This is a genomic window from Pasteurella testudinis DSM 23072 (assembly GCF_900176075.1).
Lineage (GTDB): Bacteria > Pseudomonadota > Gammaproteobacteria > Enterobacterales > Pasteurellaceae > Chelonobacter > Chelonobacter testudinis.
Map to the genome: position 1 here is coordinate 31037 of NZ_FWWV01000003.1, position 18535 is coordinate 49571.

The 18535-nt window shown below is 47.7% G+C and carries 16 protein-coding genes; 5 read left to right on the forward strand and 11 right to left on the reverse strand.

Annotation, left to right across the window (positions count from 1 at the left end):
- Positions 1-16 precede the first annotated feature (16 nt).
- Positions 17-610, reverse strand: a complete 594-nt coding sequence (locus tag B8880_RS03040) for a VOC family protein (RefSeq protein WP_084255945.1) — start codon at positions 608-610, stop codon at positions 17-19.
- 94 nt (positions 611-704) lie between these two features.
- Here B8880_RS03040 and argS point away from each other — a divergent pair, with 94 nt between their 5' ends.
- Positions 705-2435 (forward strand): arginine--tRNA ligase, encoded by a 1731-nt coding sequence (argS, locus tag B8880_RS03045; protein ID WP_084255987.1) that lies wholly within the window; start codon positions 705-707, stop codon positions 2433-2435.
- Positions 2436-2518: 83 nt separating this feature from the next.
- Here argS and grpE read toward each other — a convergent pair whose 3' ends face one another.
- Positions 2519-3100, reverse strand: coding sequence for a nucleotide exchange factor GrpE (grpE, locus tag B8880_RS03050; protein ID WP_084255946.1), 582 nt, complete (start codon positions 3098-3100; stop codon positions 2519-2521).
- A 180-nt stretch (positions 3101-3280) separates the two neighbouring features.
- On the opposite strand from grpE, the gene B8880_RS03055 reads away from it, so the two are divergent.
- The 3 genes from B8880_RS03055 (at position 3281) to B8880_RS03065 (ending at position 7711) form a co-directional block, all read left to right on the forward strand.
- Entirely contained in the window at positions 3281-4204 is a 924-nt protein-coding gene (locus tag B8880_RS03055; RefSeq protein ID WP_084255947.1) for an NAD(+) kinase, read from the forward strand.
- Positions 4205-4296: 92 nt separating this feature from the next.
- Entirely contained in the window at positions 4297-5976 is a 1680-nt protein-coding gene (recN, locus tag B8880_RS03060) for a DNA repair protein RecN (protein ID WP_084255948.1), read from the forward strand.
- Positions 5977-6052: 76 nt separating this feature from the next.
- Positions 6053-7711, forward strand: coding sequence for a bifunctional metallophosphatase/5'-nucleotidase (locus B8880_RS03065; protein WP_084255949.1), 1659 nt, complete (start codon positions 6053-6055; stop codon positions 7709-7711).
- Between the two features lie 87 nt (positions 7712-7798).
- Here B8880_RS03065 and B8880_RS03070 read toward each other — a convergent pair whose 3' ends face one another.
- Complete coding sequence (locus B8880_RS03070) at positions 7799-10507, reverse strand: cation transporter (protein WP_084255950.1); 2709 nt, start codon at positions 10505-10507, stop codon at positions 7799-7801.
- A gap of 96 nt (positions 10508-10603) precedes the next feature.
- Here B8880_RS03070 and cueR point away from each other — a divergent pair, with 96 nt between their 5' ends.
- On the forward strand, positions 10604-11008 hold the full coding sequence (cueR, locus tag B8880_RS03075) for a Cu(I)-responsive transcriptional regulator (protein WP_084255951.1): 405 nt from the start codon (positions 10604-10606) through the stop codon (positions 11006-11008).
- 69 nt (positions 11009-11077) lie between these two features.
- Here the strand turns inward: cueR and B8880_RS03080 are convergent, their stop codons facing one another.
- The 8 genes from B8880_RS03080 to B8880_RS03115 all read right to left on the reverse strand — a co-directional run bounded on the left by B8880_RS03080 (position 11078) and on the right by B8880_RS03115 (position 18447).
- Positions 11078-11551, reverse strand: a complete 474-nt coding sequence (locus B8880_RS03080) for a ClpXP protease specificity-enhancing factor (protein WP_084255952.1) — start codon at positions 11549-11551, stop codon at positions 11078-11080.
- Positions 11552-11559: 8 nt separating this feature from the next.
- Positions 11560-12192 (reverse strand): glutathione S-transferase N-terminal domain-containing protein, encoded by a 633-nt coding sequence (locus B8880_RS03085; RefSeq protein ID WP_084255953.1) that lies wholly within the window; start codon positions 12190-12192, stop codon positions 11560-11562.
- A gap of 237 nt (positions 12193-12429) precedes the next feature.
- Positions 12430-13119, reverse strand: a complete 690-nt coding sequence (locus B8880_RS03090) for a hypothetical protein (protein ID WP_084255954.1) — start codon at positions 13117-13119, stop codon at positions 12430-12432.
- Positions 13120-13363: 244 nt separating this feature from the next.
- The gene (gene dapD / locus B8880_RS03095) at positions 13364-14191 is read right to left on the reverse strand and encodes a 2,3,4,5-tetrahydropyridine-2,6-dicarboxylate N-succinyltransferase (RefSeq protein ID WP_084255955.1); all 828 of its coding nucleotides are present in this window, start codon (positions 14189-14191) and stop codon (positions 13364-13366) included.
- A 37-nt stretch (positions 14192-14228) separates the two neighbouring features.
- The gene (locus B8880_RS03100) at positions 14229-14852 is read right to left on the reverse strand and encodes a YfgM family protein (RefSeq protein WP_084255956.1); all 624 of its coding nucleotides are present in this window, start codon (positions 14850-14852) and stop codon (positions 14229-14231) included.
- Positions 14853-14870: 18 nt separating this feature from the next.
- Positions 14871-16145 carry a histidine--tRNA ligase gene (gene hisS, locus B8880_RS03105; RefSeq protein WP_084255957.1) on the reverse strand — a complete coding sequence of 425 codons (1275 nt, stop codon included), beginning with the start codon at positions 16143-16145 and terminating at the stop codon, positions 14871-14873.
- 19 nt (positions 16146-16164) lie between these two features.
- Positions 16165-17286 (reverse strand): flavodoxin-dependent (E)-4-hydroxy-3-methylbut-2-enyl-diphosphate synthase, encoded by a 1122-nt coding sequence (gene ispG / locus B8880_RS03110; RefSeq protein ID WP_084255958.1) that lies wholly within the window; start codon positions 17284-17286, stop codon positions 16165-16167.
- Between the two features lie 18 nt (positions 17287-17304).
- The gene (locus B8880_RS03115) at positions 17305-18447 is read right to left on the reverse strand and encodes a RodZ domain-containing protein (RefSeq protein WP_084255959.1); all 1143 of its coding nucleotides are present in this window, start codon (positions 18445-18447) and stop codon (positions 17305-17307) included.
- Positions 18448-18535: the final 88 nt, after the last annotated feature.

Genomic DNA, 18535 nt, shown 5'->3' on the forward strand with positions numbered 1-18535 from the left:
TAAGTGAGATTGACGCTCACTGTTCTTGTTTAACAATATCCATAATAGAATACGGATGAAATTTGATACAAGTTAAATTTTCAACATTGTCAATAAATGTCATTGCAATTGAAGGATTGCAAAGTCTTTCCCCTGCAACTTTCGGTTCGTCCACTTTGACTCGCAACTGCGGGTTTTCGTTCAAACTAAATTGTCGAATCACCCGTTCAAGCCATTCGTTTGGCGATTCTTTCGCCAAAAACGGCATCACCACTTCGATATGTTCCCAGCCCTGTTGCAGGTAGCGCTTATTTTTCGGTAGCGGCAATTCGATGATCGACACCGCTTGTCCGGCAAAAAAGAGCGGTTGTGACAAAGTCACCAAATAGATCGGTCTGCCGTTAACCGTATTCTCACTGAGCAGCCGACCGCACTTTAGCAACGCAGCGAGCCATTTTTCACCCTGTTCAAAGGTGTTGACCCGCAGCGCCAAATGATCGATTTCGCTTACGGCGAGATCCAAGCCGATCGCGCCTGCTAATTGCACGATACTCTGTTCAAAGCGCTTAAAACTGTTGCCAAGTGCGGTTTCTTGCCGCAATAGCGGGTGGGGCTGGGTTAAATTTGTCATTTTTCGGTGCTCTGTCTTTCCTCAATCCGGATAAAACGGTATGATAGCCGCCAATTTATTTCATATTATTCAATCTAAAAAGGCTACAATTTCAGTGAATATTCAGCACATTTTATCGCAAAAAATCAAACAAGCAATGATTGCCGCCGGCGCAGAACAGCATTGCGATGCCCTTGTCCGCCAATCCGGTAAACCACAGTTTGGCGACTATCAGGCAAACGGCATTATGGCGGCGGCTAAAAAATTGGCTATGCCGCCGCGCGACTTGGCGCAACAGGTGATTAACCAACTGGATTTGGGCGATTTGATCGAAAAAGTGGAAATTGCCGGCCCGGGTTTTATCAATATCTTTCTGAAAAACAGTTGGTTGGCACAACAAAGTCGACAGCTGCTGCAACAACCGCACTTATTGGATAAAACCACCCGACCACAAACAATCGTCGCCGACTACTCTGCGCCGAACGTTGCCAAACAAATGCACGTCGGCCATTTGCGTTCGACCATTATCGGCGATGCCGTGGTGCGCGTGCTGCAATATTTGGGGCATAACGTGATCCGTGCCAACCACGTCGGCGACTGGGGCACGCAATTCGGTATGCTGATTGCCTATCTGGAAAAAGTGGAAAACGAACACGCCGAAGATTTAGCCTTGAGCGATTTGGAAGCCTTTTACCGTGCGGCGAAACAGAGTTATGACAGCGATGCCGAATTTGCCGAGAAATCACGCAATTATGTGGTGAAATTGCAGGGCGGCGATCAATATTGCCTGACCATGTGGCGCAAACTGGTGGACATTACCATGCAACAAAATCAGCAGACTTATGATCGCTTAAACGTGACCTTGAGTAACGATGATGTGATGGGCGAAAGCCTGTATAACCCGATGTTGCCGGGCATTGTCGCTGATCTGAAAGCCAAAGGTATTGCGGTGGAAGATCAAGGTGCGGTTGTGGTGTTTTTAGATGAATTTAAAAATAAAGACGGCGAAGCGATGGGTGTGATTATACAAAAAAGCGACGGCGGTTTTCTCTACACTACCACCGATATTGCCGCCGCCAAATATCGTCATGACGTGCTGCACGCCGACCGTGCGCTCTATTTTACCGACAGCCGCCAGAGCCAACATTTGCAGCAGGCGTGGACAATCGTGCGTAAAGCCGGCTACATTCCCGACAGCATGAGTCTGGAACATTTTAACTTCGGTATGATGTTGGGCAAAGACAATAAGCCGTTCAAAACCCGTTCCGGCGACACCGTGAAATTAACCGACTTGCTGGACGAAGCGATTGAACGGGCAGAACAATTGATTCGTGCCAAAAATCCCGATTTGAGCGAACAAGCATTGCAACAAGTGGTGGAAGCGGTTGCGATCGGCGCGGTGAAATATGCCGATCTGTCCAAAAACCGTACGACGGATTATGTGTTTGACTGGGATAACATGCTGAGTTTCGAAGGCAACACCGCACCTTATATGCAATATGCCTACACCCGTATCCATTCCATTTTCAGCCGCAGTGGAATCAATCCTGATTCGTTACAGGGTAACATCAGTTTGAGTGAAGAGAAAGAACGCACACTGGCAATTAAATTACTGCAATTTGAAGAAGCGGTGCAAACCGTTGCCAAAGACGGCACGCCGCATGTGTTATGTGCTTATTTATATGAATTGGCAGGGATTTTCTCCAGCTTCTACGAACACTGCCCGATTTTGAATGCCGACGATCAAGCCTTGAAAGACAGCCGTTTGCAGTTGGCTGCACTCACGCAGAATACGTTGCAGCAAGGTTTGGATTTATTGGGTATTAAAACCGTCGCCAAAATGTAATTTACTGAACCTTGCGCTAAAAAAATCGCCATTTTGCATACCCAAAATGGCGATTTTCTTTTGATGGTACAATTGACCGGCTTCTAGGCAGCAACCATCACCATCGCCGGACGAATCACACGCCCGTTCAGCAGATAGCCTTTTTGCAATACCTGTGTAATCTGATTGGTGCTGAAACCCTCGCTCGGCTGCATCGAAATCGCCTGATGTAATTCTGGATTAAACGCCTCGCCAACTGCACCGACCGCTTCAATCCCAAACTTGTTGACTGTTGCGATCAGCGATTTGTGGGTCAGTTCCACGCCGTCAAAAATGGCTTTGCTCGCCTCGTCTTCGGCGGTTTGCGTTTTCAACGCTAACGCACGCTCTAAATTATCGATCACTTCCAATAATTCTTTGGCGAATTTTTCCAAGGCGAAATTATGCGCTTTTTCAATATCCTGTGCCGCACGACGACGGATATTTTCCACTTCGGCATGACTTCTCAACTGAATATCCTGCACCCGTTTATTGCTCTCTTCCAGTTGTTCTTCTAACTCCTGCACTCGTGCAATCGCCTCTTCCAGCGGATCACCGACCGCTTCCATTTCATGCGCTTGCATATCGACATTTTCTGCTGTGGCTTCTGCTGCTTCTACTTTTTTTTCTTCAGATAAGTCTGACATTTTCCTCTCCGTCTGTCTGCTGAAATCAATCAAGTTGCCTATTCTAGCGAAAAACCGCGCTATCCGTAAGCCCGATTCGCTCAATAGTGCTTTCAATTACCCCTCTTTTTGTTAATATAGGGTTCAAAATTCCTATTTCAAGCAATAGCTGACTTTTATTGTTTTTTATGAGCAAAATAAATGAGTGATTACTCTTCTTTGACACCCAATGCTGCTAAAGGCAAACGTAAGTTTCACACCATTGGCTTGGTCGGACGGCCAAGAAACAATAATGCCCTGCAAATGCATAAAAACATTTACCACTGGTTAAGCGAACGCCATTACGAAGTTTTGGTTGAAGAAAACATCGGCAAAGATCTCTCCATTGCAGAAAGCCACACCGCCTCGATCGAACAAATCGGCGAAAGAGCCGATCTGGCAATTGTAATCGGCGGCGACGGCAATATGCTCGGCACGGCACGCATTTTGGCGCGTTACGATATCGCCGTAATCGGTATCAACCGCGGGCATTTGGGATTTTTAACCGATATTGATCCCAAGCATGCCTACTCCCAATTGCACTCTTGCTTGGAAGAGGGCGAATATTTTATCGAAGAGCGTTTTTTGCTGGAAGCGACGGTCGAACGCGGCAACGAATTAATCAACTTAAACAATGCCGTCAACGAAGTGGTGATTCATCCGGCAAAAATTGCGCATATGATCGATTTTCAAGTCTATATTGATGATAAATTTGCCTTTTCCCAACGTTCCGACGGCTTGATTATTTCGACCCCGACCGGTTCGACCGCCTACTCGTTATCCGCCGGCGGTCCGATTTTAACCCCGCAATTAAATGCCATCGCCCTCGTGCCGATGTTTCCGCACACCCTGTCCTCCAGACCGTTGGTAATCGACGGCAACAGCGTTATTTCGCTACGCTTTGCGCAATACACCGTGCGCCAACTGGAAATCAGCTGCGACAGCCAAGTGGCTCATGCTTTTTCGCCGGACGATAAAATTATCGTGCGTAAAAGCAAGGACACCTTGCGCTTGCTGCATTTGAACGACTATAACTACTTTAACGTGCTCAGCGCCAAACTGGGCTGGCTGCAAAAACTTTTCTAATTAATTTTGAGAAAAGTCACAAAAACCGCTTTACTGGATAAAAAAACAGTATATTATATTTACTGTATAAATAACCAGTATTGAGGTTTGCTATGTTAGTCCAGCTGAATATCAATAATTTTGCTATCGTCAACCAACTTGATCTGGCGTTAAACGCCGGTATGAGCGTGATTACCGGAGAAACCGGCGCCGGAAAATCCATCGCAATCGATGCGCTCGGTTTATGTTTGGGTGATCGTGCGGAAAGCAGCATGATTCGCCACGGGCAAGAGCGCGGCGAAGTGCGGGCAACCTTTCAAATCGGTAACAACTCGCCTGCTTTGGCTTGGCTGCAACAATATGAGCTGGAAGATGTCGATACGCCGAGCCATTGCACTTTACGCCGTGTGATCCGCAATGACGGGCGCTCCAAAGCCTTTATCAACAACTGCCCCGTTCCGGTGGCGCAATTGCGTGAATTAGGTGCTTTACTGATTCAAATTAACGGGCAACACAGCTCGCAGCGCCTGTTGAAAAGCGAAGAACAACTGATTTTATTGGATCAGTTTTGCCACAACCAACCGCACTTACAACATATGGCACAGGCCTATCAAAACTGGAAGCAGGCTAAACAGCAGCTTAAACAGTTTCAACAGCAGCTGGCAGAAAACGAAGCGAAAAAACAGTTGCTGCAATACCAAGTGGAAGAGCTGAACGAGTTTAATCTGCAAGCCGATGAATATCTGCAATTAGAACAGCAACAACGCTGTTTAGCCAACGCCGAGCAGATTACCCAGCTTTCGCAATCGATCAGTATGCTGCTAAATGAGAACGAATCGGTCAATATCGAAGCGATGCTAAATAAAGCGGAACGCTATTGCACCGAGCTGTCACAAATGAGCGGGCAATACGATAATCTGATGAATCTGTTGCAAGAGGCTCTGATTCAAGTGCAGGAAGCCGCTTCCGAGCTGCAAACGCTCTCCTCCGGCATTGAGCAAGATCCTTATCTGCTGGCGGAAGTCGAACAGCGTTTAGGTATGGCATTGCAGCTTGCTAAGAAGCACCATGTCAGTCCAGAGCAACTACACCTGCACCACCGCGAATTAAAACGACAACTGGCGGCATTGATTGATATCAGCGAAGGCGAAGAACAACTACGTCGACAGCTCGAAAGTGCGGTCGCGGAGTTGCAGCAGATCAGTAATACCTTATATCAATCCCGCTTACAAGGCGCTCAAAAACTGTCTTTGCAGATCACCACTTTAATCAAACAGTTGGCGATGGAAAATGCTGAGTTTGAAATTGTGGTCAAACACAATCCGGAGGCTATCGGCATACAGGGCGCCGATGAAATCACCTTTATGCTGCGCAGCAACTTAGGACAATTGTCGCAACCGCTCGCCAAAATCGCGTCCGGCGGCGAGCTTTCACGGATAGCATTGGCGATTCAAGTGCTGACAGCAGATAAACTGGCGACCCCGACTTTGATTTTTGATGAAGTCGATGTCGGCATCAGTGGCGCAACCGCAACGGTTGTCGGCAAACTGATGCAGCAGCTGGCGCAAAAATGCCAGATTTTATGTGTGACCCATCTGCCGCAAGTCGCCGCTTACGGTCATCAACACTTTAGTGTGCAAAAATTCACTCAAGACGGCGCAACCGTAACCGAAATGACCGCACTTGATAAAAAAGAGCGGATCTATGCACTGTCACGTTTGCTCAGCGGCAGCGAAGTCACCAACACCACGTTGGCCAATGCCAAAGAGTTGTTAAAGCAGGCAACGCCGTAAAATTACATTGCATGACTTACTCTTAATAAAAAATCGGTTAAGATAGATATAATTTTATCAAGTGGGAATTCAACTTATGCACAAAATGCTTGCTGCACTATTTATCTTATCTGCGGTTAGTGGCGCAGTTGCCAAAGAGGTCAATATTAAATTTTTAGGTACGTCCGACGTGCACGGCAGGATTGTTCCGTGGAGTTACGGTGCGGATATGGAAGATCGATCCGGTTCCTACGCTCAAATTGCCACTTATGTAAAACAGATCCGTAACGAGCACCCAAACGTGGTGCTCGTGGATATCGGCGATGCCATTCAGGATAATCAAGTGGAAGTGTTTGCAAAAACCGCAGAATACTATCAAGATAATCCCGTGCCGAAAGTGCTAAATGCCATGAATTACGATATTTTCGTACTGGGCAACCACGAATTTAACTTCGGTATGCCCGCGTTGGACGCTATTCTGCACGATATCAACGCACAAAAACTGACCGCCAATTTCTATTATCAAAACGGCAGAAGATACCTTGAGCCGACGACGATCATCGAAAAAGAGGGGATTAAGCTGGGCATTATCGGTTTAACCACGCCAATGTCGCAAATCTTTGAAAAAGACAGCGGACATTTGGATCAGATGAAATTCAGCTCGCCTATCGAAGAAACCAAACAACAAATCAGCAAACTGAAAACACAGGGTGTCGATGCGATTGTGGTGCTTGCGCACATGGGGATCGAAAATGAAAATAATATTGCCGACACCGGTGTCGCCGATTTAATTAACGCCGTCGAGGGGATCGACGTGATTATTGCCGGTCATATGCATAAAGATATTCCGAGCGAAACCATTAACAACACGCTGATTACCGAGCCGCACCGCTACGGCACGGTGATATCGGAAGTTGATTTGACGTTTGATATCAATGCGCAAAAAGAGGTGTCATTACTGGCTAAAACTGCCAAAACCGTGCCGGTCAGCCAACTTGAAGCCGATGCTGAAATTGTGAAAATCTATCAGCCGTACCACGATGAATTGCGACGTTTAAACAACGTTGAAATCGGGCAAACGGCAAACGATCTGATCCCGCAAGGAAAAAATCACGGTGTTTCAATCGCTTTCTCGCAAGATACCGGACTGTCCTCATTGATTCACGATGTGCAGCAACACTACAGCAACGCCGATGTGGTCTCCTTTGCATTCGATCACGAAAGCGTGCGTTTGGATAAAGGCGCAATCAAGAAAAAAGATATTGTTTATAACTACCGCTATGCCGGCGGCGATGTCACCGTGTATGAACTGAGCGGAAAACAATTAAAACAGTATATGGAATGGTCGGCGGACTATTTCAATACGATTCAAACCGGTGACAGTAACTACCGTTACGATGAGGTGCGCGGCAAATCAAAATATGTGACGTTCGATCTCTTTGGCGGCGTTAGCTATCACATTGATTTGAGAAAACAGAGCGGTGATAAAATCGTCGATTTAGCACTGGCAAACGGCACTAAGATCACGGACGAGATGAAACTCAAAGTCGGCATGAACTCCTACCGCTTCGGGCAACTAAGCAAAAAGGGCGGTATTTTCGCCGATCAGCAAATTCCCGTGCTTTGGGAATCCAAAGTGGCGTTAGGTACTGAAGCCGGTACGATCCAAAATATGATGATCGACTACATCAGCAATGTGAAACAAGGCAAAATCGACGGTTTGTCCCACAACCGTTGGCAAATCATCGGGTTATAAACTGATGTAAAACCGCCTCTCTGCGGTCAGATCAAGATTGACCGAGTTGAGGGCGGTTTGCTCAAGATTGGCAAAAAGTGCGGTTTACTACTTTGCCGCTTCACGCTGTGAAACGTTATCGGTTTTAAAACGCAGCAATCGGTTGGCATTAGTCACCACCGTAATCGACGACAGTGCCATCGCCACACCGGCAAAAACCGGATTAAGCAGAATGCCGAAGAACGGATACAACACACCGGCAGCAATCGGAATACCCAGCGTGTTATAAATAAATGCGCCCAACAGGTTTTGTTTGATATTGGCAATGCTGGCTTTGGACAGTGCCAACACATCGGAAACCGCATCAATGCTGTGGCGCATCAAGGTCAAATCGGCGGTTTCGATCGCAACGTCGCTGCCGCTGGCAATCGCAATACTGACATCAGCTAGAGCCAGCGCCGGTGCGTCATTAATGCCGTCGCCCACCATCGCCACCTTATCGCCTTGCTGCTGCAATGCACGGATCACATCGACTTTGCCTTGCGGCAACACACCGGCAATTACTTGATCAATTCCAAGCTGCTTGGCGACCGCCTCAGCAGTTTGCTGTTGATCACCGCTCAGCATAACCGTTCGATAGCCGCTGCGCTGCAACTGCCGTACCGCACTTTTGCTCTCTTGCCGCAATTGATCTTTAACCACGACAAAACCAATAAGCTGTGTGGCATTCGCCAGATAAATCACTGTGCCGCCGGCTTGGCTTTCTTGGTCTGCCTGCGCAGCCAGCGCGGTCGGAATCATAATATTCCGCTCGGCGATTAAGCGTGCGTTGCCTAGATAGAAAGATTGCTCCGCTATTTTTCCGCCAACGCCCATGCCTTTATAGGTGACAAATTCGCTGACATCAGAAAGTGCGGTCGCATCAATTTGATCCGATTCCAATAACGCTTTCGCCAACGGATGATTCGCCTGTTGCTCCAAACTTGCCGCCCAATGCAGCAACTCGACCGCACTTTGCCCTTGCGCCGGATAAAGCGCGGTCAATTTCGGCTTGCCTTCGGTCAACGTACCGGTTTTATCGAACACCACCACCTTGACGTGAGCGGCTTTTTGCAGGGCATCGGCATCACGCACTAAAATGCCCAATTCCGCCGCACGGGAGACGGAAGCGATCACCGACATCGGTGTCGCCAGCCCCAATGCGCATGGGCAGGCAATAATCAATACCGTGGTCAGCACCACCAACGCATGCGCCGCTTTCGGCTCTGGGCCAAACAGCGCCCAGATTACCGCCGCCAAGATCGCAATCACGACTACAATCGGCACAAAAACCGCCGCCACTTTATCCACCAACAGCGCAATTTTCGGTTTACTGCTCTGCGCTTGGCGCACCAGTTTGATGATATTTGCCAAAACGGTCTGTTCGCCGACTTGGGTCGTTTCAATCCGCAAACTGCCGTTATCGACAATCGTACCGGCTTTAACCAAATCGCCGCTTTTTTTACTCACCGCCAACGGCTCGCCGCTCAACATCGACTCGTCCAGCCAAGCCTCGCCGCTGACGACAATGCCGTCCACCGCCACCCGATCGCCGGTTTTCAGCGCCAACAACATACCGCACTTCACCTGTTGCAACGGCAGCTTCTTCACTTGATTATCGGCAATCACATTCACACTGGCGGGCGTGAGATCGAGCAATTTCTGCAACGCATTGGAAGAGCGCTGCTTGGCTTTGGTTTCCAGCATTTTGCCTAAATTGACCAAACCGATAATCATCATACCGGCCTCAAAGTAGAGGTGGCGGGCGTTTTCAGGAAAAAAGTGCGGAAACAGCACAATCGCCATCGAAAACAGCCAAGCCACACCTGTGCCGAGCGCCACCAGCGTATCCATCGTGGCATTGCCGTGCAGCAAATTGCGCCATGCGCTGATAAAAAAGTGTCCGCCGCTAAATGCCATCACCAGCGCACTGGCGATCCCGACCAGCAGCCAAAGCCCTTGCGACTCGGCGGTGACACGCATGCCGAACGCCATTCCCCACAGCATTAACCCGAAGCCGAACAGCAACGCCACGCTCGCCTGCCGTTTACGTTGTCGAATCTCTTTTTCACTATTATGCCGCTGCTTTTCCCGCCGCAAATGCTGATCCTCGACAATTTCCGCCGCATAACCGGCACGCTCAACCGCACTTAGCAACTCATTCGGCGCCGCCTGTCCGTAAACTATCGCGCTGTTATCCGCCAAATTGACATTGACTTTGGCAACCTGCGGCACTGCCGCCAGCGCTTTTTCCACTTTCAACACACAACTGGCGCACGTCATGCCGCTCAAGAGCAGTTGGGTCGCCGGCAGATTCTGATCGGGTTGGGTTGTTTGCGCTGCGGTCTTCGGCTCAGTTTTTGGGAAGGCGTCGCTCTCCCCCACCGTAGTCAATTGCGCTTGATAACCGGCTTTTTCCACCACCGCAATCAGCGCACTCGGTTCACAATCGGCATAAACGTTCAATTCGTTCAGGCTCAATTGATAAATTAAATTCGGATCAAATGCCGTTAAGGCCTTGTCCAACGACTGCACGCAATGCCGGCAAGACAACCCGTGCAGTGCCAAATTAAATTTTGCCACTGGTTCGGTTTGCGCCTGATAGCCTGCTTCGATCACCGCTTGCACCAAATCGGCAGCGGCTGCACTGCCCTCGATTTGTGCATAATGCAAATTGACCTTAACACTTTCCACGCCGTCTACTTGTTGCAGCGCTTCCCTGACATGGCGCACACAGTTTTGGCAGGACAGCTGCGCCAATCCCAAAATGGTTGACATAAATGCTCCTTTTTTGTCGGTTTCAATCGATTGAATCTTGCTGTAAACAGGATTAGAATAAACCTTCCTCTAACTGTAAGGTCAAGCCGTTTTTTTATGAATATCAAACAAGTTGCCGAACTGACCGGTTTAAGCGATAAAACGATTCGTTTTTATGAGCAAAAAGCGATGATCACGCCGCCGCAACGCGCTGACAACGGCTATCGCCAATATCACGCGCGCCACGTTGACGAGTTGAATTTTTTGCAGCGCACACGCAGCGTCGGTTTTTCCCTGCCGGAATCAAAAGAATTGCTCGATCTCTACCTCGATCCGCTGCGCCACAGCCGCGAAATCAAACAACGCACATTGGATAAAATCGCCCATATCGAACAGCAGATTATCAAACTGCAAACAATGAAACGGCAACTGGAAACACTTGCCGCCGCCTGTCCGGGCGACGAACAGAGTGCTTGCCCGATTATTGATTCTTTAAGCGGAAAATCCGGCTGCCATAAATAACAAAACCGCACTTTTGCTTAAAAAGTGCGGTTAATCAGAATTGAGCTGATTGCAATCCCTGCGCAGCGCCTATTTTATTATCTTCAAATGCGCTGCCGAGCGTTTTGTTTTGCTTTTTTCGCTTTTGCTTATGGTTTTCGGTTTATCGACGATTTCGCTAAAGCTGGACGGTTGCTCAACCAAATCGCCCAGACTGCGCTCAATTTCACGTTCGTAAACCGCTTCCGGCTCAAACATCACGCCGTCGCCGTTTTCACGGGCGTAAATCGCCACGACAGCGCCCATCGGCACCACGATATCTCGCGGAATCCCTTTAAAACGGGCATTGAACAGGATTCTATCATTACCAAGTTGCAAATTGCCGCAGGCATTCGGCGAAATATTTAAGACGATTTGCCCCTCTTTGACGAAATCATCAGGCACGGTAGTATTCGGGTAAAATGCGTCCACCACCAAATAAGGCGTCAAATCGTTATCCAGCAGCCAATCGTAATAGGCTCGCAGCAGATAAGGCCGTTTTGCAGTTGTCGTTAACGCTGTCATGTTACAACCTATTTTTCCGCAATCACTTTTTGCGGCGCATTTTTTAACGATGTGACGAAGCACGGGCGCTCGAACACCAAATCCATATAGTTTTTAATTGCCTTGCTGCCGGCGCCGGTAAATTTGATGTCATAACTTTGCAGACGATAGAGGATCGGCGCGATATAGCAATCCACCAAGCTGAACGCTTCACTTAAGAAATACGGTTTTTGCGCAAAAATCGGACCGAAAGACAACAATTCGTCTTTTAACTCATTCAACATTTTCAGTTTTTCGCTTTCTGCCAATCGTTCCGCCTGTTCAATCACCGAAAACCAGTCTTGTTCGATGCGCTGCATCAGCAGACGGGATTTGGCACGATCAACCGGATAAACCGGCATTAACGGCGGGTGGGGAAAACGTTCGTCCAGATATTCCAAAATAATACGCGGTTTGAACAGCACCAAATCGCGATCAACCAATGTCGGTAATTCGCCGTTGGTGCCTAATTCCAAAAAGTCTTCGTTGATAATATCCGGTTGGATCAATTCTTGTTCGTGAGGCACTTCTTTTTCGGCCAAAACCATTCTGACCTGATGTGACCCCAAACTGGATTCATCATAAAAAAGCGTAATAATCGAACGTTTGTTAGCTGCTATCATTCTTGTTCTCCGCACTGGTTTTCCGCTAAATCGGTTTGTGCATTATATTTGTTCATTACTGTTTGCATTGTATTTGCGCTTAGCGCTACGCAATTAAAATTTAAGGCGGTTATTATAGCATAAACACGGATAAAATTTCTAAAAAAACCTGAATCCTATTGATAACCCTTTGAATATAAAAATAAAAAACCTCTATTCATCGAATAGAGGCTTCAATTTTATACGTTTAAGCGTAAATTATTTGGCAGCTTCGCTGTTGCCCATCAATTTATTGATATCGCTTTGCGCTTCTGCTGCTTTATCAGCAACAGCTGCTTTCGCTTCGCTTGCAGCTTCTGCTACGCTTTCTTTGGCGGCAGCCGCTTTTTCGGCAATAGCGTCTTTTGCGTCAGTTGCAACTGCGGCAGCACTCTCTTGTGCGGCTGTGGCTTGTTGCGTTGCAGACTCAACTGCTTGGCTGGTTGCTTGTTGTGCGCTGTCTTGCGCATCAGCAACAGCTTGCGCTGCTTCGGCTTGCGTTTTTTCTACGGATTCGGTTGCGTTGGCAACTGTGTTGTCGATTGAATCTTTCGCTTCAGCCACTTTCTCATTAACGGCATCTTTTGCTTCTGTCGCAGTTGAGGTGATGGCTTCTTTCGCTTGGCTTGCTTTATCCGCTACGGCGTCTTTAACTTCAGCGGCTTTATCCGCTACCGCATCTTTAACCTCTGCGGCTTTTTCAACCACAGCGTCTTTGGCTTCGGTTGCCTTTTCAACTACGGCGTCTTTTACTTCAGTCGCTTTTTCAACGACAGTGTCTTTTGCTTCTGTTGCCGTCGCTACCGCAGCATCTTTAGCTTCTGTCGCTGCATTTTTCGCATCGTCACAACCCATTACGGTTAACGCTGTAGCACCTAAAAGTGCGGTAGTTAATAGTAACTTTTTCATTTAAAACTCCTCTATTTATTGATCAGCCAATTCTCACTTAACTCAAGTGTGATTGGTTAATTTGTTCACATTATGAAAATATTTATTTACATAACTGACACATATTTCAGCGAGGGGAAGTTTCCAACATTTTTCCCCCCAGTACAACTATTTTTTATCAAAATGACTAAATAATAAGCATTATAACGCAAAAACACCCTAATATTTACAATCAGGGTGTCTTTTTTAAGCGAAAATTGCTCTTTTATTCATCAATCGTTCTTAATAATTCATTGATGCCGACTTTACCACGCGTTTTAGCATCGACTTTTTTCACGATAACCGCAGCATACAGGCTATATTTACCGCACTTGGACGGCAAACTGCCGGAAACAACCACCGAACCGGCGGGTACGCGTCCGTAGTGGATTTCGCCGGTTTCGCGATCATAAATTTTGGTGCTTTGCCCGATAAACACGCCCATTGAGATCACCGAGCCTTCTTCGACGATCACGCCTTCCACCACTTCGGAGCGGGCGCCAATAAAGCAGTTGTCTTCAATGATAGTCGGATTGGCTTGCAATGGCTCTAACACGCCGCCGATCCCGACACCGCCGGACAGATGCACGTTTTTACCGATTTGCGCGCAAGAACCGACTGTCGCCCAAGTATCGACCATCGTGCCTTCATCAACATAAGCGCCGAGATTGACATAAGACGGCATTAACACGGTATTGCGTGCGATAAATGCCCCTTGCCGCACTGCCGCAGGCGGAACGACACGGAAACCCTCTTTTTCGAAGCGGGCTTGATCATAACCGGCAAATTTCATCGGCACTTTATCAAAATATTTGGTTTCCGAACCTTCCATTAACTGATTGTCATTAATACGGAAAGAGAGTAACACTGCTTTTTTCAACCATTGGTGCGTCACCCATTCGCCGTTGATTTTTTCTGCAACACGCCATTTTCCGCTGTCTAAACCGGCAATGACTTCTTCGATTGCGGCTTTGGTTGTCGCATCAACACTTTTCGGAGTGATTTCTGCACGATTTTCAAATGCGTTCTCAATAATGGTTTGTAATTCAGACATTGTTTTTCCTCTTGTATAATAAAATTTGATCAACTGGTTATTCTGATAAACTGTCAACTTTCAATTGCAGCAGCTGTCTATCCAAATTATTTAAATTTTCACTGCTTAACGCCTGCCGGTAGGCTTGACGGGCTGCATTTTTGTCGCCTTTTGCCAGTAAAATATCGCCCGACAACTGCTGTTGACTACTTTCCCAAGCCTTGTCGGTAACACTTTTCAGGCTGATTTCCGCTTGATCGTATTGCTGTTGCTGCACCTGCAATTCAGCCAGCCTAAGCGCAGAAATAGATTTCAGTTCATCATTAGCGCTTAGTTGCAACGCCTGTTGCAGGCTGCTCTCCGCCAATGGCAAATTGTTCTGCTCTACCGCACTTTTCGCCTGCGTGAACAGCGCTAGCACAGCATAGCTGGAGTTTTTATTGTCATCGACAAATTTTTGCAGCAGTTCGGCATTCGCCTGCGGATTTTGCAAATAGGCTTGGGTCACTTGCTCATAGCTGTTTGAGGTCGCCATTTGGCTGCTGATTTGGTGCGTCTGCCAATAGCGCCAACCCAATACGCCGGCAACAACCAAAATAAAGGTGGTGATAATCACCTTGCTGTTTTCTTTCCACCAGCTTTTCAGTTCTTCGACTTGTTGTTCTTCGGTAATATAAGACACTGATTTTACTCCCTAAAGTTATACATTTTGCGCCAAAAAACGGATAGCTTCCGCTGTCGGCAACGTTTGTTGTTGTGTGCGGCCCAATAAATCTTTCACGACCAATTGTCCGTTTTGTACTTCTTCTTCGCCGATCACCACGGCAAATACCGCACCGCTCTTATCGGCACGCTTAAATTGTTTTTTGAAATTACCACCGCTGCAATGCAGCATCACATTTTTCTGCGGACAAACCGCGCGTAACTGCTCTGCCACGTTAAAGGCTTGCAACGTCGCTTGTTCGCCGCTGTGTACCACATAAATATCCACTGCCGCCGGCAAACTCAGGCTTTGGTTCACTTCTTGTACCAGCAAAATCAAACGCTCGACGCCCATCGCAAAACCAACGCCGCTGGTGGCATGTCCGCCCAATTGTTCGACCAAACCGTCATAGCGACCGCCGCCGCATACCGTACCTTGTGCGCCAAGTGCGGTCGTCACCCACTCGAAGACGGTTTTGTTATAATAATCCAAACCGCGTACCAGTTTTTGATTGATTTCATAGGTAATTCCCATTTGATCCAAAATCGCACATAAACGGGCAAAATGCTGTTTGGAATCGTCATCCAAATAGTCATGCAGTTTCGGCGCGTCATTTAAAACGGCTTGAATTTGCGCGTTTTTGGTATCCAAAATCCGCAGCGGGTTGGTGGTTAAACGGCGTTTGCAATCGTCATCTAAAATCGCCAGATGATTCTGGAGGAAATCAACCAACGCTTGGCGATAATTATGACGTGCCTCTAACGAACCGATAGAATTGAGTTGTAAACTGACATGATCGGCAATCCCCAGTGCTTTCCACAAACGGGCGGTCAACAGGATTAGCTCGGCATCAATCTCTGCCTGTGCAATACCGAACACTTCCACTCCGATTTGGTGAAACTGACGGTAACGCCCTTTTTGCGGCCGTTCATAACGGAACATCGGCCCCATATACCATAAACGTTGCTCTTGGTTATACAACAAACCGTGCTCAATACCGGCACGCACACAGCCCGCCGTGCCTTCCGGACGTAGGGTAAGGCTTTCGTTGTCGCGGTCATCGAAAGTAAACATCTCTTTTTCGACCACATCGGTCACTTCGCCGATCGCGCGTTTGAACAACGGTGTCGATTCGACAATCGGCATTCTGATTTCACTGTAGCCGTAACTGGTCAGTACCCGTCTGACTACGGCTTCCAGCCATTGCCATAACGGCGTGTCTTGCGGAAGACAGTCATTCATTCCACGAATTGCTTGAATGGTTTTTGCCACGTCTATTTATTCCTTGTTATTATTCATGAGTAGTAAGCAGATCAATGCGCTGTGACGGATCTTGCATGGCGATTTTGGCACGGATTCTGGCTTCCAGCTGATCGATCAGATTGTCATTGTCGAACCGCTCTTTTTGCCGCACACCGTCCAGATAGAAGCCGCTCTTATTATTGCCGCCGGTCACGCCCAAATCGGAAACCAAGGCTTCGCCAGGCCCGTTGACCACACAACCGATAATAGACACGTCCATCGGCGTGACAATATCTTCCAAACGCTGCTCTAGTGCGTTCACCGTGCCGATCACGTCAAACTCCTGACGGGAGCAGGTCGGGCAGGCGATAAAGTTAATACCGCGTGATCGGATTCGCAATGATTTTAAAATATCAAAGCCGACTTTGATCTCTTCGACCGGATCTGCAGCCAGCGAAACACGCAAGGTATCGCCGATCCCTTCCGACAACAACAGCCCCAGTCCGACGGCGGATTTTACCGCTCCGGCTCTGGCACCGCCGGCTTCGGTGATGCCCAGATGCAACGGCTGTTTAATCGCTTTTGCCAATAAGCGGTAAGATTCCACCGCCAAAAATACATCGGAAGCTTTAACACTGACTTTAAATTGATCGAAATTAAGCCGATCTAAAATATCCACATGGCGCAAGGCAGATTCCAACAGCGCTTGCGGGGTCGGTTCACCGTATTTTTCCTGAATATCCCGTTCCAAAGAGCCGGCATTAACGCCGATCCGAATCGGAATATTGTTGTCTCTGGCGCAATCGACTACCGCACGGATTCGATCTTCCCGTCCGATATTGCCCGGATTAATCCGCAAGCAATCGACACCGTATTCCGCTACTTTCAGCGCAATACGGTAGTCAAAATGGATATCCGCCACCAACGGCACGGAAACTTGCTGTTTAATCAATTTAAAGGCTTCGGCGGCGTCCATCGTCGGTACCGAAACACGCACGATATCCGCCCCGACTTTTTCCAACGCTCTAATTTGCGCCACGGTGGCTTCCACATCGGTGGTGCGGGTGTTGGTCATCGACTGCACTGCAATCGGCGCATCACCGCCAATCGGTACGTTGCCCACATAAATTTTTGTCGATTCACGACGCTTGATCGGAGTTTCTTTTAACATATCCTATCTCTATTGCGATTAGTTAGGCAATTTAATCCGCGCAACACGGCCGTCAATCGTCAACGGCACTTCTTGCCCTTGGAACGTAATCCGCACATTTTGCGGTGCGCCGATCACCAACGAATACGGTTCGCCGTCAGCAAAGTTCAGAACTTCGCCTTGCTTATACTCTTTTTGCGCCAACACTTTGCGATTTGCATCACGCACGCTCAGCCAACAGCTATTGCCGATAATTTCGATTGTCAGCCCGTTGCCTGCAATCGCCGCGATATTATCACCTACCGCACTTTGATCGCCGTTTTCGGCATTTGCGGTTGCGCTGCCGCCGTCTAATTGTTCCATTGCATTGCTGAGTACTTGCCCTGAAGTTTGCCCTTGGTAGGCTTGCCCCTGATAAGTCACCGCACTTTCATTCTGCATGCCGTTATCGGCCAGCGGTGTTAACACCACATTGGCTTCGGACGCCGTTAGCGCGCTTAATGTGCCGCTTTGCCCGATAGCCGAATTATCTGCATTAGCGGCATTTAAACCGACACTTGCAGATCCTGCCCCACTATCAACCGTTTCCGTTCCGAGTGCGTCGGGTGCGGTATTATTTTCCATAGCCGTCGGCGTGGGTAAAAGCACACTATCCGCGCTTGAATTTGAGGCCGATACCGCACTTTCACTTTGCGAATTGTTTAAAAAACTCTCGACCAAATTGGTTCTTTCATCTTGTGATTGCTGATAATTTTGCCACCACCAATACGCGGTCATACCCACCATAATCAGCGCAATCACCCACGTTAACCGCCCGATCCAGTTGGAATAAGAAGCATAATGATTGACCCTGTGATTATTGCGCATATTTTTCTGCAGATCATTTTGGATCGGCTCACCATAAGAGATCGCCGGATTATTCCAAACGGACTCCGGCAATTTCAAAAATTTGGCATAATTGCGCACATAGCCTTTCATAAACGTTGGCGGACAGTTAGGCTGAATTAATTCGTTATTTTCAATCTGATGAATAATCGCGGTTTTAAGATGTGTTTTTTGTACAACTTCTTCAACGCTCAAACCCAATTGCTGACGTTTTTGGCGTAAGGTTTCGCCAAGATTAAATTCATTGGCGTTAAATTCATTTTGCTGTTGTTGCTTATGTTGTTGCTTATTTTCCATGAGATTACCATAAAATTAAGTTCAAGCGCAGAGTTTAAAATTGTCATTCCGCTTTTGCAACAGTTAATCATCAATCTGCAACATTAAT